The sequence below is a fragment of the Methylobacterium sp. P3_A11 genome, from assembly GCF_056403155.1.
This window is the reverse complement of record NZ_JBFUGA010000116.1, coordinates 1-18,069: the sequence shown is the minus strand read 5'-3', so window position 1 is coordinate 18,069 and position 18,069 is coordinate 1. Positions and strand designations below refer to the sequence as shown.

Annotated in this window: 16 protein-coding genes and 2 pseudogenes; 9 read left to right on the top strand and 9 right to left on the bottom strand. The window is 70.8% G+C overall.

The window, feature by feature from the left end; translation table 11 throughout:
* Positions 1–87 precede the first annotated feature (87 nt).
* Complete coding sequence (gene cpaB / locus AC1DXK_RS26100; protein WP_457106818.1) at positions 88–903, bottom strand: Flp pilus assembly protein CpaB; 816 nt, start codon at positions 901–903, stop codon at positions 88–90.
* 258 nt (positions 904–1,161) lie between these two features.
* Between cpaB and AC1DXK_RS26095 the strand changes: the two genes are divergently transcribed.
* Complete coding sequence (locus AC1DXK_RS26095) at positions 1,162–2,391, top strand: ABC transporter substrate-binding protein (RefSeq protein WP_457106819.1); 1,230 nt, start codon at positions 1,162–1,164, stop codon at positions 2,389–2,391.
* 152 nt (positions 2,392–2,543) lie between these two features.
* Here the strand turns inward: AC1DXK_RS26095 and AC1DXK_RS26090 are convergent, their stop codons facing one another.
* Together AC1DXK_RS26090 and AC1DXK_RS26085 are read right to left on the bottom strand one after the other, a co-directional pair.
* Complete coding sequence (locus AC1DXK_RS26090; protein WP_457106820.1) at positions 2,544–3,707, bottom strand: iron-containing alcohol dehydrogenase; 1,164 nt, start codon at positions 3,705–3,707, stop codon at positions 2,544–2,546.
* Between the two features lie 88 nt (positions 3,708–3,795).
* Positions 3,796–4,704 carry a LysR family transcriptional regulator gene (locus AC1DXK_RS26085; protein WP_457106821.1) on the bottom strand — a complete coding sequence of 303 codons (909 nt, stop codon included), beginning with the start codon at positions 4,702–4,704 and terminating at the stop codon, positions 3,796–3,798.
* A gap of 112 nt (positions 4,705–4,816) precedes the next feature.
* Here AC1DXK_RS26085 and AC1DXK_RS26080 point away from each other — a divergent pair, with 112 nt between their 5' ends.
* The 7 genes from AC1DXK_RS26080 to AC1DXK_RS26050 all read left to right on the top strand — a co-directional run bounded on the left by AC1DXK_RS26080 (position 4,817) and on the right by AC1DXK_RS26050 (position 13,401).
* Complete coding sequence (locus AC1DXK_RS26080) at positions 4,817–6,313, top strand: CoA-acylating methylmalonate-semialdehyde dehydrogenase (RefSeq protein WP_457106822.1); 1,497 nt, start codon at positions 4,817–4,819, stop codon at positions 6,311–6,313.
* A 210-nt stretch (positions 6,314–6,523) separates the two neighbouring features.
* The gene (locus AC1DXK_RS26075; protein ID WP_477299424.1) at positions 6,524–7,669 is read left to right on the top strand and encodes an isobutyryl-CoA dehydrogenase; all 1,146 of its coding nucleotides are present in this window, start codon (positions 6,524–6,526) and stop codon (positions 7,667–7,669) included.
* A complete protein-coding gene (locus AC1DXK_RS26070) occupies positions 7,666–8,727 on the top strand; it encodes an enoyl-CoA hydratase/isomerase family protein (RefSeq protein WP_457106824.1) in 1,062 nt (353 codons plus the stop codon). Before AC1DXK_RS26075 ends, AC1DXK_RS26070 begins: the two co-directional genes overlap by 4 nt.
* A gap of 237 nt (positions 8,728–8,964) precedes the next feature.
* The gene (gene mmsB, locus AC1DXK_RS26065) at positions 8,965–9,858 is read left to right on the top strand and encodes a 3-hydroxyisobutyrate dehydrogenase (RefSeq protein ID WP_457106825.1); all 894 of its coding nucleotides are present in this window, start codon (positions 8,965–8,967) and stop codon (positions 9,856–9,858) included.
* Positions 9,855–10,634, top strand: coding sequence for an enoyl-CoA hydratase (locus AC1DXK_RS26060; protein ID WP_457106826.1), 780 nt, complete (start codon positions 9,855–9,857; stop codon positions 10,632–10,634). Before mmsB ends, AC1DXK_RS26060 begins: the two co-directional genes overlap by 4 nt.
* Positions 10,635–10,707: 73 nt before the next feature.
* Entirely contained in the window at positions 10,708–12,441 is a 1,734-nt protein-coding gene (locus tag AC1DXK_RS26055) for an AMP-binding protein (RefSeq protein WP_457106827.1), read from the top strand.
* Between the two features lie 327 nt (positions 12,442–12,768).
* Complete coding sequence (locus AC1DXK_RS26050; protein WP_477299423.1) at positions 12,769–13,401, top strand: transglutaminase-like cysteine peptidase; 633 nt, start codon at positions 12,769–12,771, stop codon at positions 13,399–13,401.
* Between the two features lie 7 nt (positions 13,402–13,408).
* Here the strand turns inward: AC1DXK_RS26050 and AC1DXK_RS26045 are convergent, their stop codons facing one another.
* The gene (locus tag AC1DXK_RS26045) at positions 13,409–13,666 is read right to left on the bottom strand and encodes a hypothetical protein (protein WP_457108305.1); all 258 of its coding nucleotides are present in this window, start codon (positions 13,664–13,666) and stop codon (positions 13,409–13,411) included.
* A 318-nt stretch (positions 13,667–13,984) separates the two neighbouring features.
* On the opposite strand from AC1DXK_RS26045, the gene AC1DXK_RS26040 reads away from it, so the two are divergent.
* Positions 13,985–14,692, top strand: coding sequence for a transglutaminase-like cysteine peptidase (locus tag AC1DXK_RS26040; protein WP_457108304.1), 708 nt, complete (start codon positions 13,985–13,987; stop codon positions 14,690–14,692).
* Positions 14,693–14,699: 7 nt separating this feature from the next.
* Here AC1DXK_RS26040 and AC1DXK_RS26035 read toward each other — a convergent pair whose 3' ends face one another.
* The 5 genes and pseudogenes from AC1DXK_RS26035 to AC1DXK_RS26015 form a co-directional block, all read right to left on the bottom strand.
* The gene (locus tag AC1DXK_RS26035) at positions 14,700–15,029 is read right to left on the bottom strand and encodes a DUF6949 family protein (protein WP_457108303.1); all 330 of its coding nucleotides are present in this window, start codon (positions 15,027–15,029) and stop codon (positions 14,700–14,702) included.
* Between the two features lie 143 nt (positions 15,030–15,172).
* The gene (locus tag AC1DXK_RS26030) at positions 15,173–15,388 is read right to left on the bottom strand and encodes a DUF3126 family protein (RefSeq protein WP_457108309.1); all 216 of its coding nucleotides are present in this window, start codon (positions 15,386–15,388) and stop codon (positions 15,173–15,175) included.
* Positions 15,389–15,480: 92 nt separating this feature from the next.
* Positions 15,481–16,332 carry a serine O-acetyltransferase gene (gene cysE, locus AC1DXK_RS26025; protein ID WP_457108302.1) on the bottom strand — a complete coding sequence of 284 codons (852 nt, stop codon included), beginning with the start codon at positions 16,330–16,332 and terminating at the stop codon, positions 15,481–15,483.
* A 233-nt stretch (positions 16,333–16,565) separates the two neighbouring features.
* Positions 16,566–17,465 (bottom strand): annotated as a pseudogene (locus AC1DXK_RS26020) (helix-turn-helix transcriptional regulator); the annotation flags it as partial.
* A gap of 309 nt (positions 17,466–17,774) precedes the next feature.
* Positions 17,775–18,069, bottom strand: a pseudogene (locus tag AC1DXK_RS26015) (lytic transglycosylase domain-containing protein); the annotation flags it as partial.

Below are 18,069 nucleotides of genomic sequence, written 5' to 3'. Positions count from 1 at the left end.
CGGCATCCGCACCGGCATCCCGGTGGGTGACTGCTTCCGCATGGTCTCGCGCGGGAAGCGTCGGAGCGGTCATGGCGGCCATCGCGATCACGGCGTCTGCTGCCGCGCGACGCCGAAGCGCACCACGGTCAAGGCGGGTTCGGGCATCTGCGCCGCGGACGCATCGGCCTGCGGCGCGGCTTCGGGCGGGCGCCCGGCATCGGCGAGGCTGCGCAGCGACAGGGACAGGGCACCGACCTTCTGGGCGAGCGCCAGGGTCTCGGCCTGCGCGGGCGTGACGGCGAGGGTCGCGGTCTCCCCGGTGACGACGTTGGTACCGTTCTTCTCCTGGATCAGCTGACCGATCGCCAGGACGCGGATGTCGGTCAGGATCGTCTGGGAGAGCTGCACTTCGCTGTTGTTGGCCCGCGAATTGGATTCGTCGCGGAAGGTCCGGATCACGTCGACGCGGTCGTTGGGCAGGATGAAGCCGCCGGCCGAGTTGGTGCCGCGGCTGTCGGTGACGATGGCGACCGCGCGCAGGCCGGCCGGCAGGATCGCGGCCATGAACCCGCTCTCGGGCCGCACCAGCTTCTGCGCGCGGATCGGCTCGCCCGCCAGGAAGGCCGACCGGACCGAGGCGCCCACGGTCTCGTCGAGGGCCTTCGGGTTGATCTTCCGGGTCATGTAGCCCGTCGTCACGGCGCCGTCCGGCCAGGCTTGCCAGCGCAGATCCGCGGCCCGGAGGACCTGACCCATCGGCATGTCGACGGCGGCCACGAGCACGTCCGTCATCGGCTGCGGCGGTGCCTCGGCCTTCGGCGGCGGCGGCGGAGGCGGCGGGTCGCCGCCGCTCATCAGGAAGGCCGCCCCCGTGCCCGCCGCGAGGGCGATGCCGAGAACGGCGAAACGGGCTGGATTCATCGCATCGCCACGCGCCGGAGACGGCCGGATTGCCGTCCATGACCGGAACCTGCGCGGGGATTCGTGTAATTATGGTTAAGGTATTATAACCTCTCGCGTTGTCGCCGGTCCGGAAACGGGGCGCTTGGAAAGCGCGTCACAATCCGCGGGATCCTTCAGCCTCCCCGCCATCGCGGCCGTGGCGCATCACCGGATCGTGACCTATCGTGCCGCCGGAACCGCCTCAGAAGCGGGCGCTCGGGTGCACCGGGGGGAGACATGATCAGGACATTTGGCGGCGCGGTCTTGGCGACGGCCCTCGCGGGGACCGCGCTCGGCGCCGCCCCGGCGGCCGCGCAGGGGACCTTCTCGGACAACGCAATCCGGATCGGCGTCCTCAACGACCAGTCCGGCCTCTACGCCGAGTACGGCGGCCAGGGCTCGGTCGAGGCCGCCCGCATGGCGGTGGAGGACATGGGCGGCAAGATCGGCAGCGTGCCGATCGAGATCCTCACGGCCGACCACCAGAACAAGCCCGACATCGCCTCGGCGATCGCCCGGCAATGGTACGACCGCGACAATGTCGACGCGATCATGGAGCTGACCACCTCCTCGGTGGCGCTCGCGGTCCAGGGCCTGTCCAAGGAGAAGAAGAAGATCACCATCACCACCGGGGCCGCGACCAGCGACCTCACCGGCAAGGCGTGCTCGCCCTACGGCTACCACTGGGCGTTCGACACGCGGGCGCTGGCGGTGGGCACCGGCGGCGCGCTGACCCGGGCGGGCGGCAACACGTGGTTCTTCCTGACGGCCGACTACGCCTTTGGCTCGGCGCTGGAAGCCGACACCAGCAAGGTTGTGCTCGCCAACGGCGGCAAGGTGCTGGGCAGCGTCCGGCACCCGCTCTCGAACCAGGACTTCTCGTCCTTCCTGCTCCAGGCGCAGGGTTCCAAGGCCAAGGTGATCGGGCTCGCCAATGCCGGCCTCGACACCTCGAACGCGATCAAGCAGGCGGCCGAGTACGGCATCGTCGAGGGCGGGCAGAAGCTCGCGGCCCTGCTGTTCACCCTCTCGGAGGTGCACGGGCTCGGCCTGAAGGTGGCCCAGGGCCTGACGCTCACCGAGGGCTGGTACTGGGACGCCAACGACGAGACCCGGGCCTTCGGCCAGCGCTACATGAAGCGCACCGGCCGGATGCCCAACATGATCCAGGCCGGCACCTATTCGGCGGTCCTGTCCTACCTGAAGGCCGTCAAGGCGGCCGGCACCGACGAGACCGACGCGGTCAACGCCAAGCTCAAGGCGCTGCCGGTGGACGATGTCTTCGCCCATGGCGGGGTGGTGCAGCCGAACGGCCGCATGGTCCACGACATGTACCTGTTCGAGGTCAAGAAGCCGGCCGAGTCGAAGGGGCCGTGGGATCTCTACCGGCAACTCGCCACGATCCCCGGCAAGGAGGCCTTCGCCTCCCCGGCCGAGAGCGGCTGCCCGCTGACGGCGGCGAAGTAGGGACGGGGGAGGGGCGCGAACGCCCCTCCATCATCGCGAGCGGAGCGAAGCGACCCAGGGCCGCGCGACCACGGTGAGCGTGGCGCTGCTGGATTGCTTCGCTCCGCTCGCAAAGACGGCGGCGCTCACGGGGCGCCGATAGGACGCCAGCCTCACCCCGCCCAGACGCGCCGGTACAGCGCCACGATCTCGTCGGCGGTGGGCTCCACCGGGTTGTTGGCCGGGGAGCCGGAGGCCAGCGCCTGGGCCGCCATGGTGGGGAGAAGCGCCTCCCAGCGGGCCGGGTCGATCCCGTATTCCTGCGGACCCGGCACGTCGAGGTCGTCGTTCAGCGCCGCGAGTTCCGCCACCAGGGCCGAGACGGCGGACCGGTCGTCGGTCTCCGCGCGGGCGATCCCGATGGCGCGGGCGCAGGCGGCGTAGCGGTCGATGGCGGCCGGCGCCGAGAAGGCCGTGACCGCCGGCAGCAGCATCGCGTTCGACAGACCGTGCGCCACGTGGAAGTGCGCGCCGATCGGCCGGCTCATGCCGTGGACCAGCGCCACGGACGCGTTCGAGAAGGCGATCCCGGCCTGGGTCGCGCCGAGCATCATCGCCTCGCGGGCCGCCCGGTCGCCCGGATCGGTCCAGACCCGGCGCAGGTTCGGGGCGATCAGCTTCATCGCCTGCAGCGCCAGCCCGTCCGAGAACAGGTTCGACTTGCGCGAGACGTAGGCCTCGATGGCATGGGTCAGGGCGTCGATGCCGGTGTCGGCCGTGAGCCGCTTGGGCTTGGTAAGCGTCAGCTCGTAATCGACCAGCGCCGCCACCGGCAGGTAGGCGAGGCCGATGCACAGCATCTTCTCGTCCGAGGCCTCGTCGGTCACGATGGTGAAGCGGGTCGCCTCCGAGCCGGTGCCGGCGGTGGTGGGGATCGCCACGATCGGCAGGCCGGGCTCGTCCTGCTGGCGGGGCGCCTTGTAGTCGCGCATGTGGCCGCCGTGGCGGGCGAGCACTGCCACCGCCTTGGCGGTGTCCATCGGGCTGCCGCCGCCGAAGCCGACCACGCAGTCGAAGTCGCCCGCCTGGAGGGCCGCGAGCGCCGCCTCTACGGAGGCCACGGTCGGGTCCGGCACGGTTTCGGAGAAGATCGTCGCCTTCGCGCCCGCCCGGGTGAGCCGTTCGAGCAGCGTGTCGATGCCGCCGCTGCCGGCGAGGTAGGGGTCGGTGACCACGAAGGGCCGCGACAGGCCGAGCTGCCCGAGCACCTCCGGCAGCAGCCGCGAGGCGCCGGCGCCGATGCGCATCAGCCGGGGCAGGGCGATCGAGGCGACCATCGTTTGCTCCTCCCATCCGGCGCGCGTCGTGACCTGCCGGAACCGGCGGATCTTAGGGCGCCGGCGCAGCCTGCGAAACTGCCGTGGCTTACAGCATCGGCCCGGCGAACAGCGCCCCCGCCGATTCCACCTCGCCGGCGATGAACCCGGCCACGGCGCGGATATGGGCCGCCTTCCGGTGATCCTCGTGGATGTGCATGTGGAACGAGCGGGTCAGGGACACCGCCCCGGGCAGGACCGGCACCAGCCCCGGATGGGCCGCCGCGATGAAGGCCGGCAGCACGCAGAGGCCGGCGCCGCCGAGCGTCGCGTGGACCTGGGCCAGGAGGTTGGTGGAGCGCAGGCGGGCCGAGACCGCGGGGCCGAGGGCGCCGAGATAGTTCAGCTCGCGCGCGAACAGCATGTCCTCGATGTAGCCGACGAAGGGATGCCCCGAGAGGTCCGCCACCTCCACGATCGGCGCAACCCCCGCCAGGTAGGTTTCGGCCGCGTAGACGAGCAGCCGGTAATCGGTGAGCCGGCGCGCCACCACCCGGGCCTGCTGCGGCCCCGACAGGCCGATCACGATGTCGGCCTCGCGCTTCGACAGGCTGAAGATCCGGGCGGTCGCCATGATCTCCACCTCCAGACCCGGATGGCGCGCGGTCAGCCGGTGCATCCGGGGCGCGAGGAACACGCTGCCGAACCCGTCCGGCGCGCCGATCCGCACCGTGCCGGAGACGGTCTGGGCGGCTTCCGTGGCGGCGCTCGCCGAGAGGAAGGCGCTCTCCATGGCCTCGGCTACGCCGAGCAGGTTGGCCCCGTCCTCGGTGAGGGCGTAGCCGAGGTTGCTGCGGTGGAACAGCCGGGCGCCGAGCCCCTCCTCGAGGGCGCGGATCCGCCGGCCGACCGTGGTGTGCTCGGTCCCGGTGCGCGCCCCGGCGGCGCTCAGGGTCCCTGTCCGCGCCACCGCGAGGAAGAAGCGCAGGTCGTCCCAGTTGGGTCCCGTCCTGGCCATGCTCGCACTCCCGATGTGCATCGATGCACGACGGCTGTAAGCGCATCCGGCTTTATCGCTCAAGCGATCCTGCTAGGGTGCCGCAAAATCTAAACACGACAGGGAGGCGCGCATGCGCACGATCGGACACTACATCGGCGGCCGGAACGTCGGCGGCGAGAGCGGGCGGTTCGCCGACGTGTTCCACCCCTCGACCGGCGAGGTCCAGGCCAAGGTCGCGCTCGCCAGCAAGGCCGAGATGCGCGCCGCCGTCGAGAACGCCAAGGCGGCCCAGCCGGCCTGGGCGGCCACCAACCCGCAGAAGCGCGCCCGCGTGATGATGCGCTTCCTCGAACTCATCCGCGGCGAGAACGACGCGCTGGCCGAGCTGCTCGCCTCCGAGCACGGCAAGACCGTGCCGGACGCCAAGGGCGACATCCAGCGCGGCGTCGAGGTGGTGGAGTTCGCCTGCGGCATCCCGCACCTGCTCAAGGGCGAGTACACGGAAGGCGCCGGGCCGGGCATCGACGTCTACTCCCTGCGCCAGCCGCTCGGCGTCGTCGCCGGCATCACGCCGTTCAACTTCCCGGCCATGATCCCGCTGTGGAAATGCGCCCCGGCCATTGCGTGCGGCAACGCCTTCATCCTGAAGCCGTCCGAGCGCGACCCGAGCGTGCCGATCCGCATCGCCGAGATCTTCCTGGAGGCGGGCCTGCCGCCGGGCATCCTCAACGTCGTCAACGGCGACAAGGAGTCGGTCGACGCGATCCTCGACGACGAGGACATCAAGGCGGTGGGCTTCGTCGGCTCTTCGCATATCGCCGAGTACATCTACGTGCGCGCCGCCGAGACGGGGAAGCGTGCTCAGTGCTTCGGCGGCGCCAAGAACCACATGATCATCATGCCGGACGCCGACATGGGCCAGGCCGTCGACGCGCTGATCGGCGCCGGCTACGGCTCGGCCGGCGAGCGCTGCATGGCGATCTCGGTGGCGGTCCCGGTGGGCGAGAAGACCGCCGACCGGCTGATGGAGAAGCTGATCCCGCGGGTCGAGTCCCTCAAGATCGGCCCGTCCCATGACGGCTCGGCCGATTACGGCCCGCTCGTCACCCGGGAGGCCGTGCAGAAGGTCGCGAGCTACATCGACAAGGGCGTCGCCGAGGGCGCGCAGCTCGCCGTCGACGGCCGCGGCTTCAAGCTCCAGGGCTACGAGAACGGCTTCTATATGGGCGGCTCGCTGTTCGACCGCGTGACGCCCGACATGACGATCTACAAGGAAGAGATCTTCGGCCCGGTGCTCGCGGTGGTGCGGGCCAAGGATTACGAGGAAGCTCTGGCGCTGCCCTCGACCCACCAGTACGGCAACGGCGTCGCGATCTTCACCCAGGACGGCGACGCGGCCCGCGACTTCACCGCCCGGGTGAACGTCGGCATGGTCGGCGTCAACGTGCCGATCCCGGTTCCGATCGCCTACCACACCTTCGGCGGCTGGAAGCGCTCGGGCTTCGGCGACCTGAACCAGCACGGGCCGGACTCGATCCGCTTCTACACCAAGACCAAGACCGTGACGCAGCGCTGGCCGAGCGGCATCAAGAGCGGGGCGGAGTTCTCCATCCCGACGATGCGGTAGAGCGCGACGGCTCAAGGTTGGGGCGCGGGTCCCCTCTCACGTTCGGGAGAGGGCTGCTCTCGCAGAAGGCCGGATGAGGGGTGCGACCTCTCCGGATAGACCTAGTCCCTCACCCCAACCCTCTCCCGCACGGGAGAGGGGGTACGGGGCGCCTCCGGGCGGCCGATGTGCGAACCTCGCGCGGTGGGTGGCGAATATGGGGGAGTTCCCATGAGTTTCGGGCTCGACGAGGATCGGACAGCGATCCGCGAGATGGCCCTCGGCTTCGCGGCCGAGCACATCGCGCCGCACGCCCTCGACTGGGACCGGGACAAGACCTTCCCGGTGAAGACCCTGCGGGAGGCCGCCGCCCTCGGCATGGCAGGCATCTACGTCCGCGAGGATGTCGGCGGCTCGGGGCTCTCGCGTCTCGACGCCACCCTGATCTTCGAGGCGCTGAGCACCGGCTGCCCGACCGTGGCGGCGTTCCTGTCGATCCACAACATGTGCGCCTGGATGATCGACGCCTACGGCGACGACGACCAGCGCCGGCGCTGGATCCCGTCCCTGATGGGGATGGAGCGGATCGCCAGCTACTGCCTCACCGAACCGGGCTCGGGCTCCGACGCCGCGGCGCTCCGCACCCGCGCCGAGCGGGACGGGGACCATTACGTGCTCACCGGCGAGAAGCAGTTCATCTCGGGCGCCGGTGCCAGCGACCTCTACGTCTGCATGGTCCGCACCGGCGAGGCCGGCCCGGCCGGCATCTCGGCGATCGTGGTCGAGAAGGGCACGCCCGGCCTCTCCTTCGGGGCCGACGAGCGCAAGATGGGCTGGAACGCCCAGCCGACCCGCGCCGTGCGCTTCGACGGCTGCCGCGTACCGGTGGAAAACCGCCTGGGCGCGGAGGGCCAGGGCTTCCGCATCGCCATGAGCGGCCTCGACGGCGGGCGGCTGAACATCGCCGCCTGCTCCCTGGGCGGCGCGCAGGCGGCCCTCGACAAGGCGCTCGCCTACATGGGCGACCGCCGCGCCTTCGGGGCGAAGCTCACCGACTTCCAGGCGCTGCAGTTCCGGCTCGCCGACATGGCGACCAGCCTTGAGGTGTCGCGAACCTTCCTGCGCCACGCCGCCTCGGCCCTCGACGCCAAAGACTCCACAGCGACGCAGCTCTGCGCCATGGCCAAGCGCCACGTCACCGACGCGGCCTTCGAGGTCGCCAACCAAGCGCTCCAGCTCCACGGCGGCTACGGCTACCTCGCGGAGTACGGGGTGGAGAAGATCGTCCGGGACCTGCGCGTCCACCAGATCCTCGAAGGCACGAACGAGATCATGCGGGTGATCATCGCCCGCGCGCTGACCGGGGGACGCCGATGAGCGAGGTGATCGTCGAGCGGGTCGGCGCCCTCGGGCGCCTGAGGCTCAACCGGCCGAAGGCGCTGAACGCCCTGACGCACGGCATGGTGGGTGAGATCGACCGGTCGCTCGATGGGTTCTCGGCGGATCCGGGCGTCGCCGCGGTGCTGCTCACCGGAGAGGGCGAGCGCGGCCTCTGCGCCGGCGGCGACCTGCGCTCCCTGTACGAGAGCCCCGATTCCGCCTTCGCGGAAGCCTTCTGGCGCGACGAGTACAGGCTCGACGCGCGCATCGCCGCCTACGAAAAACCTTTCGTGGCGGTGATGGACGGCATCACCATGGGCGGCGGCGTCGGGCTCGCGGGACACGCGGCCCACCGGATCGTCACCGAGCGGTCGCGGATCGCCATGCCGGAGACCGGGATCGGCTACCTGCCCGATGTCGGCGGCACGTGGCTGCTGCCCCGGGCGCCGGGTGAGATCGGCACCTATCTGGGCCTGACCGGCGAGCCGGTCGGCGCCGCCGACGCGATGTTTTGTGACCTTGCCGACGCGCTGGTGCACTCCGCGGCCCTGCCCGATCTGGCCTCCGCCCTCGCGGCGCTGGCGCCGGATGCCGGGGATGACGGCGTGCGGGACGTGATCGCGCGCCTCGCCCAGGATCCCGGTGCGGCGCCGCTGGCCGCCCACCGGGCGGTGATCGACCGCTGCTTCGCCTTCGACATGGTCGACGAGATCCTGTCCGCCCTCGCCGCGGATGGCTCGGACTTCGCGGCCGCGACCCGGAAGACCCTGCTGACCAAGGCGCCGTCGAGCCTCGTCCTGACGCTCTGCCTGCTGCGTCTCGGCCGCGGCGCCCCGAATCTGGAGGCCTGCCTCGAGCGGGAGTTCCACGCCTCGCTGGCGCTGCTGGACGAGGGCGACTTTCGCGAGGGCATCCGCGCCGCGGTGATCGACAAGGACAGGACCCCGCGCTGGAATCCGCCGACCCTCGACGCGGTCGATCCCGCCCGGATCGCCCGCTGGCTGGAGCCGCGGGCGGCGCCGGTGTTTTCCGGTTCACGCACCGGGCCGGTGTGATGTGAGGCCGCTCGCCCAGCCCCGCTTCGGGGTGGCGCTCCCGGATCTCCAGGGGAGCGCAGGTCCCCTCTCCCGTTCGGGAGAGTGCCAGGGTGAGGGACCAGGTTTTTCCGGAGAGGGCGTATCCCTCACCCCAACCCTCTCCCGCACGGGGGAGGGGGCGCGTCGCGCTCGGTTCTGACCGACGTGGCCTGCCGGTGCGGTGAGAGTGCGTGAGGTAAGTCAGGGAGGAATGGGATGGCGCAGACCATCGGGTTCATCGGTCTCGGCAACATGGGCGGCCCGATGGCGGCCAACCTCGTGAAGGCGGGGCACACGGTGCGCGGGTTCGACCTGGCGCCGGCCTCCCTGGAGACCGCTCGCGAAGCGGGGATCGCGGTGGCGGGCTCGGCCCTGGAGGCGGCCGAAGGCGCGGACGTGGTGATCACCATGCTGCCCGCCGGGCGGCACGTGGTCGAGGTCTGGACGCAGCTCGCCGCGGCCCTGCCCGCCGGCACCCTCCTCATCGATTCGTCGACGGTCGACGTCGAGAGCGCCCGCAAGGCCCACGGCCTCGCCGAGGCGCGCGGCTGCCTGTCGGTGGACGCGCCGGTCTCGGGGGGAACCGGGGGTGCCAAGGCCGGAACGCTGACCTTCATGGCCGGCGGCGCCGCGGCGGCCTTCGCCAAGGCCGAGCCGCTGCTGAAGGCGATGGGCAAGAACGTGTTCCATTGCGGCGATGCCGGCGCCGGACAGGCGGCCAAGATCTGCAACAACATGATCCTCGGCATCTCGATGATCGGCGTCAGCGAGGCCTTCGCGCTGGGAGAGAAGCTCGGGCTGTCGCACCAGGCGCTCTACGACGTGGCCTCGGTCTCCTCGGGCCAGTGCTGGTCGCTGACCACCTACTGCCCGGTGCCGGGGCCGGTGCCAACCTCGCCGGCCAACACCGGCTACAAGCCGGGCTTCGCCGCCGCGCTGATGCTCAAGGATCTCCGGCTCGCCCAGGCCGCTGCCATTGCCGCGGGGGCCGCGACGCCGCTGGGCGCGGAGGCCGCGCAGATCTACGGGCTGTTCGAGGGGGCCGGCCACGGCGGAGAGGACTTTTCCGCGATCATCCGTATGCTCCGCGGGCAGGGAGGCGAGTCGTGAGCGACCTATACGAGACGATCCTGACGGAGACGCGCGGGCGCGTCCTGCTGATCACCCTCAACCGGCCGAAGGCGCTGAACGCCATCAACGCGCAGCTCACCCGGGAGGTGATCCGGGCGGCCACTGAGGCGGACGCGGATCCGGGGATCGGCTGCATCGTCGTGACCGGCTCGGCCAAGGCCTTCGCGGCCGGCGCCGACATCAAGGAGATGCAGCACGCCACCTACGCGGAGATGTACGCGGGCGACCGGTTCGCCGACTGGGACCGTTTCATCGCCGTGCGCAAGCCGATCATCGCCGCCGTGGCGGGTTACGCTCTGGGCGGCGGCTGCGAGCTCGCCATGATGTGCGACATCATCCTGGCGGCCGACACGGCGCAGTTCGGCCAGCCCGAGATCAAGCTCGGCGTGATGCCGGGGATCGGCGGCAGCCAGCGGCTCACCCGCTTCGTCGGCAAGGCCAAGGCCATGGAGATGTGCCTGACCGGCCGGATGATGGACGCCGCCGAAGCGGAGCGCGCCGGCCTCGTCTCCCGGGTGATCGCCGCCGACCAGCTCCTCGACGAGGCCCTGAAGGCGGCCGAGACGATCGCCTCGATGTCGCTGCCGATCGCCATGATGACCAAGGAGGCAGTCAACCGTTCGTACGAGACCACGCTGACCGAGGGCATCCGCTTCGAGCGGCGGGTCTTCCATGCCATGTTCGCCACCAAGGACCAGAAGGAGGGCATGGCCGCCTTCGTGGAGAAGCGGCCGCCCCGGTTCGAGAACACCTGAACGCGGCCTTTCCCATCCGGGACGGGCGGAGGGAAGGGCCGGACCGCAGACACGACATCGAGGGGGGACGACCATGCCGAGCTTCCGGGAGGCCCGCGATCTTCTGCTGGCCCACCGCACCGATTACGCCGCCGCCGTCTCGGCCTTCGCGTGGCCGGATCCGGTGCCGTTCAACTGGGCGCTCGACTGGTTCGACGCCGTCCTCGCTGGCCCGGAGAGCCGCGATCGCGCCGCCCTGCGGATCGTCGAGGCCGGCAGCGGCACCGAGCAGAGCCTGACCTTCGGTCAACTCGCGGCGCGGTCGAATCAGGTGGCCAACCACCTGCGGCAGCTCGGCCTGAAACGCGGCGACCACCTGCTCCTGCTCCTCGGCAACGTTCCCGCCCTGTGGGAGACCATGCTGGCGGCGATGAAGCTCGGGGCCGTGGTCATCCCGGCGACGACGCTGCTCACCGCCGATGAACTCGCCGACCGCCTCGCCCGCGGGCGTCCCCGGGCGATCGTCGCCGGCCCGGAGCAGATCGCGCGCTTCGCGGGTCTCGACACCGGCGGTGTCATCCGCCTCGTCACCGGTGCCGCCCAGGAGGGCTGGGCCGCTTACGACGCGGCCTTCGGCGCCGCGGACGGCTTCGCGCCGGACGCGCCGACCGCGGCCGACGACCCGCTTCTGCTTTACTTCACCTCCGGCACCACCGCGAAGCCGAAGCTGGTGCGCCACAGCCACCGCTCCTATCCGGTCGGGGCGCTCTCCACCATGTACTGGCTCGGGCTCCAGCCCGGGGACGTGCACTGCAACGTCTCCTCGCCTGGCTGGGCCAAGCACGCATGGTCGTCGTTCTTCGCCCCGTGGAACGCCGGCGCGACCATCCTGGTGATCAATCAGGCGCCGTTCAACGCCGCCGCCTTGCTGGCGCAGCTGGAGCGCACCGGCGCCACCACGCTGTGCGCGCCGCCGACCGTGTGGCGGATGATCATCCAGGAGGATCTCACCGGCCGTAACCTCGCCCTGCGCGAGGTCTGCGCGGCGGGCGAGCCCCTGAACCCCGAGGTCATCGAGCGCGTGAACTCCGCCTGGGGCCTCACGATCCGCGACGGCTACGGCCAGACCGAGACCACGGCGCTCATGGCCAACACGCCCGGCCAGCCGGTGGTGCCGGGGGCGCTCGGCCGGCCCCTGCCGGGCTACCGGGTCCGCGTCCTCGATCTCGACGGCCAGCCGGCCTCCGAGGGCGAGGTCTGCCTCGAACTCGGCGCCCATCGGCCCGCCGGCCTGATGCAGGGCTACGACGACGGCCAGGGCCGCCTGTCGGGCGCGGACGGCGACCTCTACCACACTGGCGACGTCGCCTTCGTGGACGAGGAGGGGTGCTACACCTTCGTGGGCCGCTCCGACGACGTGTTCAAGTCCTCCGGCTACCGGATCAGCCCGTTTGAGCTGGAGAGCGTCCTGATCGAGCACCCCGCCGTGGCCGAGGCCGCGGTGGTCCCGGTGCCCGATCCGATGCGCCACACCATCCCGAAGGCCTACGTGTCCCTGGTGGCGGGCGCCTCGCCGGGGCCGGAGACGGCGCTCGACATCTTCCGCTTCACCAACGCGCGGCTCGCGACCTTCAAGCGCCTGCGCGGCCTCGAGTTCGTCACCGACCTCCCCAAGACGATCTCGGGCAAGATCCGTCGGGTGCAGCTGCGCCGCCTGGAGCACGAGGGCGTCACCGACGATCCGCATCGCGGCCGGGCCTACACGCAGGCGGATTTCCCGGAGCTGAAGGGCGAGGCGGAGCGCAAGCTCGACCAGACGGCCGGGTGAGGGGCACCGCACGCGGTGTCCTTGCCGTGCAGATCACCTGGAATCCGCGCGACGGACGAGGCGCAGGGATGCGTCGCCGAGCGGACCGCCTTGACGGCCGGGCTGCCGGCGCCGCCTCCGTGAAGATCCGGGCGCCTTGAACGATCGCTCAAGGTTTCCGTTTCCCGAAGCCGACAGCGCAGTTTTGCCGCGCTTCCCAAGCCTGCCGTCGACGCTGTCGCGCATCGGCTCGCCCCGGGCGGCAGATCGATAAAATTGCCCGCATCCGCTTCAGCGCCGCGGAGGCTCTGCGGCGCAATCCTGGCCTCAACAACGGGGACGGGTTCGATGGGCGCGGGGCTTCTCAGGATCGTTCGGGGTGTGCTGGCCGGTGCTGCGGCACTGCTCGGCCTCGCCGCGACGGCGCAGGCGCAGACACTGGCGAGCCTTCCGAGCGACGTTGGGGCGCGGGTTCAGGGGGATGCCAAGCCGATCGCGGCGTGGGTGACGTTCTGCCAGAGCTACGCGGCCGAGTGCGCGGTGGACCGGAGCGAGCCGGCGCGGATCAGCCTGACGCCGTCGACCTGGGCGACGATCGTGGCGGTGAACCGTCGGGTGAACAAGGCGGTCGAGCCGATGACCGATCAGGACCATCTGCACGTGGCCGACCGCTGGGACCTGGCCGAGGACGGGATCGGCGACTGCGAGGACTTCCAGCTGCTCAAGCGCCACCTTCTGGTCGAGGCCGGGCTGCCGCGGCGGGCGATGCGGATGACCGTGGTGATCGACGAGAAGGGCGAGGGCCACGCGGTGCTGACCCTGATCACCGACCGGGGCGACCTCGTGCTCGACAACAAGACCAACGCGATCCTGGCCTGGCACAAGACCGGCTACGTGTTCATCAAGCGCGAGAGCCAGGACGCGGTCGCCTGGGTCTCCCTCGGCGGCGTCACCTCCCCGGTCACAACCGCCAATCGCTGAGCGTGGCTCAGGCCGCCCGGCTCAGAGACGGCAGGGCGAGACCCGACACGTAGGTTTCCACCCGACCGATGAACGCCGCGAGATGCGGGGCGACGCCCCGAAGGCTCGCGAGATCCCGCACCAGGATGTCCCGCGACAGCGCCCGGTCACCCTCGCTCGGTGCGTCGGCGAGGTAGGAATTCACCGCGTGCTCGGCGATGTTGATCGCACCGGCTCGGCCATCCTCGGCGAGCGCTCTGATCACCTGTTGGATGGCGGGCTGCATCACGGGTCCTTTCAAGGGGCGGCCCAATCACGCTGCGGACTGGCCGGCTTCCTGCATTACGATCGCGCCCGCTGCGAATCCCGCCTGCGAGTCCCTGTGACAAGCCGGCAAAGCTGACGCGAATCAAGGCTTTCGGTGACCGCGCAAGGCGGCCATTCGCCCGACGCATGAACCGCGTCGCAGCTCCGCGGATGCAACACAGTCTTAAATCGGAACCGGTAGGCTGGCTGGCGCGTTGTTGACCCCGCCTTTGCCCATTGTGCGCTGCATGAGGTCGTGTCACCCTTCCGTCATCATCGGGCGGCGGGGGCTTGGACCATGCGGCACGCGGATGGCGGGTTCACGTGTCAGGTGTTCGGCCCCCTTCAATGGTGGGATTGGACCGGTGCGGTGCGCCGAATGCGCCAAGCGGCGAGTTTCGCCCTGGTGGGGACCATCCTGACGATGGGCGGCGCCACCACCCATGCCCATGCCCGGCTGGTGCTTCCCGACCCGGTGACAGCCGCCGCACCGACCGGAGCAGTCCATGCCATCGCCGGCTGGACGGATTTCTGCGCCCGCACACCTCAGGAATGCGCCGTCGACACCGCTGAGCCGGCGGCGATCCCGCTCACCGTGGCAATGTGGCGGACGCTGCAGAGCGTCAATCGGCGGGTGAACGCGCGGATCCGGCCGATCACCGATCAGGCGCATTGGGGCGTCGTGGACCGCTGGGACTTCCCCGACGACGGGTTCGGGGACTGCGAGGACTATCAGCTCCTCAAGCGGCGGATGCTGGCGGAGCGCGGACTTCCCCGGCGTGCCCTGCTGATGACCGTGGTGATCGACGAGACCAACGAGGGCCACGCGGTGCTGACCGTCCGCACGGATCGAGGCGACTTCATCCTCGACAACAAGACCGACGCGATCCGCTCCTGGCGGCGGACCGGCTACACCTTCATCAAGCGGGCCGGACAGGACACCCAGGCCTGGGTGTCCCTCGAAGGCCGGGACGGGGCCGCGCAGGTCGCCACCGCCGAGCCCTGAGGTGCCGTCAGGCGCCGACCAGCATCGCCGCGAGGTCGAGGGCGACGCGGCCCGCGAGCAGGCCCCACCCGCAGGCGATGACGGTCGCCAGCATGACGAACGGCATCGGCCGGCCCTCGATCCGCCGGCCGCGCACCGTGTTGCGCAGGATGATGAACGGCGCCGAGAAAGCCAGCATCGGAAGGGCCGCCACCGCCGGCAGCCCGCCGCGCTCCAGCAGGCTGAAACTTGCCCGGCGCGCCGCGAACAGCTCGAACGCGCTGGCGATGAGCCCCGACAGCGCCAGCCCGATGCACAGCGTCCGGATCGACTCGAGGGTGGCTGGCGTGAGAACCATTATTCGCGCTCCTGATACAGGTTGCGCGCAGTCTACTCATGCCGTTTACCGCTTGTTAAGCACCAGTCCGCGTTAGCGTTAATCCGTGCACAGGTGCGGGGCGGCGGATCCCGACCCGGAACCGCCGGTCCCGCTGGGGTGCCTCAGGCTTCTTCTTCGAGATCGATGTCGAGGATCGCCATCCGGAAAACGAAGGAATCGTCGCCGTCTTCCTTGTCGTCGGCGATCACACCGATCGACTCCTCGCCGATGTAGACCTCGGCGGAGTCGCCGGTCTTCATCGCCATCAGGCGGATATTGTTGTTCGCGAACTTGCGGCGCAGGTAATCCTGAAGCTTCGCGGTCTCGGCTTTGGTCACGCTGTTGGATCTCCCCTGGCGGCGCTGACGCCGCGGATGGCCGAGGGCTTGCCACGCCTCGGGCGGAGCGGCAAGCACGGCGGCGAAGCGGTTCAGATACCGTCGCCGAGGTGGATGAACTGGTCGAGGGCGACGAGCTGGTCCATCGCCCGGGCCGGATCGTCGCAGCCGGCGGTGCCGACCACCCGGGCGGGGACGCCGACCACCGTCGTGTTGGGCGGGACCGGGCGCAGCACCACCGAGCCCGCCGCCACCCGGGCGCAGGCTCCCACCTCGATGTTGCCCAGGATCTTGGCGCCGGCTCCGATCATGACGCCGCGGCGGATCTTGGGATGGCGGTCGCCGCGCTGCTTGCCGGTGCCACCCAGGGTCACCGCGTGGAGGATCGAGACGTCGTCCTCGACGACGGCCGTCGATCCGACCACGAGGCCGGTGGCGTGATCGAGGAAGACGCCCCGCCCGATCCGCGCCGCCGGGTGGATATCGCACTGGAACACTTCCGAGATGCGGCTCTGGAGGTAGAGGGCGAGGTCGCGCCGGCCACGCTCCCAGACATGGTGGGCGAGGCGGTAGGCCTGGAGCGCGTGGAAGCCCTTGAAGTACAGGACGGGTTCGATGGCCCTGAGGGTCGCCGGATCGCGGTCGATCACTGCGCCGATGTCGGCGCGGAGCGCCTGTCCGATGGCCGGGTCCTCGGTGATTGCCTCGTGGAACGCATGGGCGACGAGTTCGGCCGGCAGCGACGGGTGCCCGAGCCGGGCCGCGACCCGGTGGGACACCGCGCCTTCCAGCGTGGTGTGGTTCAGGATCGTCGCGACGATGAAGGAGGCGAGCTGCGGCTCAGTGCGCAGCACCTCCTCCGCCTCGGCGCGTAGCCGCGACCAGAGCGGGTCCAGGACCGCGAGATCATGCGACTCGCGATGGAAGGCGGGGCTGGCGCTCATGTCCGAGACTCCGAACTCGCTGTCGGGCGTGGCGGCGGCCGGTGCCGACCCGTCGCCTGCCCGACCGGGGTGGACGCTCCGCCGCGGGCGGTATCGGGCCGACCTGCCTTCGGGCCATCGTCGGGCCGCCGGTCCGGTCCTAGCGTGGTGCGCTGCATCGCGGCGATCAAGGGGTGACGCGGCGCGGCGGCGGCGTTGCCCGCATGGCTGTCAGCGCAGGGAAGCGGGTTCGCTCAGCCCGCCGCCGGCACGGTCTGGCCGAACCGCGCCTCGATCGTCGCCGTCAGCCGGTCCAGCATCGTCTGGACAGGAATGTTGGACGTGTCCACGGTCGCGGGGGCTCGGGCATAGAGCGGCTCGCGGCTCGCCAGCACGGCACGCAACTCCTGCATCGCCGAGGCATGGTCGCCCGTCGTGGCCAAGTGACCCTGCTCGCGGACGCGGCTCATGTGCTCCTCCGGCCGGGCGCGCAGCCAGATCGTGTAGAAAGCCTGCAGCAGCAGGTCGTAGGTCAGCGGCTCTGCGACGATTCCGCCGCTCGTCGCCAGGATGAGCGGCCCGGGATGCTCGGTGAGGCGGCGCAGGGCCGCCTGCTCCAGCCGGCGATAGCCTTCCTGGCCGTAGATCGCGAAGATCTCCTGGACCGAGAGGGCGTTCTCGCGCTCGATCTCGGCGTTGAGCTCCACGAAGGTCCATCCCAGGCGCTCGGCCGCGAGCTTGCCCAGGGTCGATTTGCCGGCGCCGCGCAGGCCGGTCAGCGCCACCCGCGGCCGGTTGCTCGATTCGGGGCGGCTGCCGCCGGACAGGGCCTCCTTGGCAGCGAGGATCTGGTCCGGATTCGCCTGGGCCAGGAGGTCGCGCACCACCGGCCAGTCGGGCAGCGCGTCGTTGCCGGTGATCAGGTCGTCCAGCCGCACGCCCATGGCGTTGGCCACCCGCCGCAGCAGGATGATCGAGACGTTGCCCTGGCCACCCTCCAGCTGCGCGATGTAGCGCTCGGACAAGCCCGAGGTCTGCGACAGGACCTTGCGCGACAGCCCGCGCACGGTGCGCGCGTGTCTGACGCGGCGCCCGAGGTCCGTGAGAAAGAGAGATTCCTGTTCAGCCACGCCGGTCATGGCGTCGTCCGCTTTCCTGCCAGCTCGAAAGCAGGGTCCGTGCCCTGCATGCCTGCCGCTTCGAGATCGATTGCGCCCCGCCGTACCGGCCGGACAGGAGGCTGCCCGAAGATGCGCGCGAAGGCCGGCGTTCCCTGCCCTGAGGGCTTTCGTGCGCCACGCGCGTTCGGGCGCAGTGTGCCGGCGCCGGCCCGTCCCGTACCGATCCAGTCGTTATGCTGGCGTGGCGCTTATGTGTTGCGGAACGGTGCGATGGTCAAGCCTTGGGCATGATCCTTGTGTGGGCAGACGGCCGGTCCAGCGGAGGGCTCGCGGGCGGCGATGCTACTCGGACGGCAGGGCCGCGGCCTTGCGCACGGGCTCTGCGGACGGCGCGCGCCGCGGCGTCGCGGCGGCCAGCATCTGGAGCGACGGACGACGCGGTGGCAGCGGCACCTCGACCGCTTCGGCCGTCGCCTCGGCCCCCGGTGCCGGTGCGGCGGCGAGGGGCATCGGGGCGGTGGCCTGCGGCGAGAGGCGGAGTTCCGCGATCTGCGCCGGGGACGCGCCGGTTCCCGCGACCGCGCTGCCCAGGCCCGCGGGCCGGCGCGGCGGCAGCGGAACCTCCACGGCCGGGGCC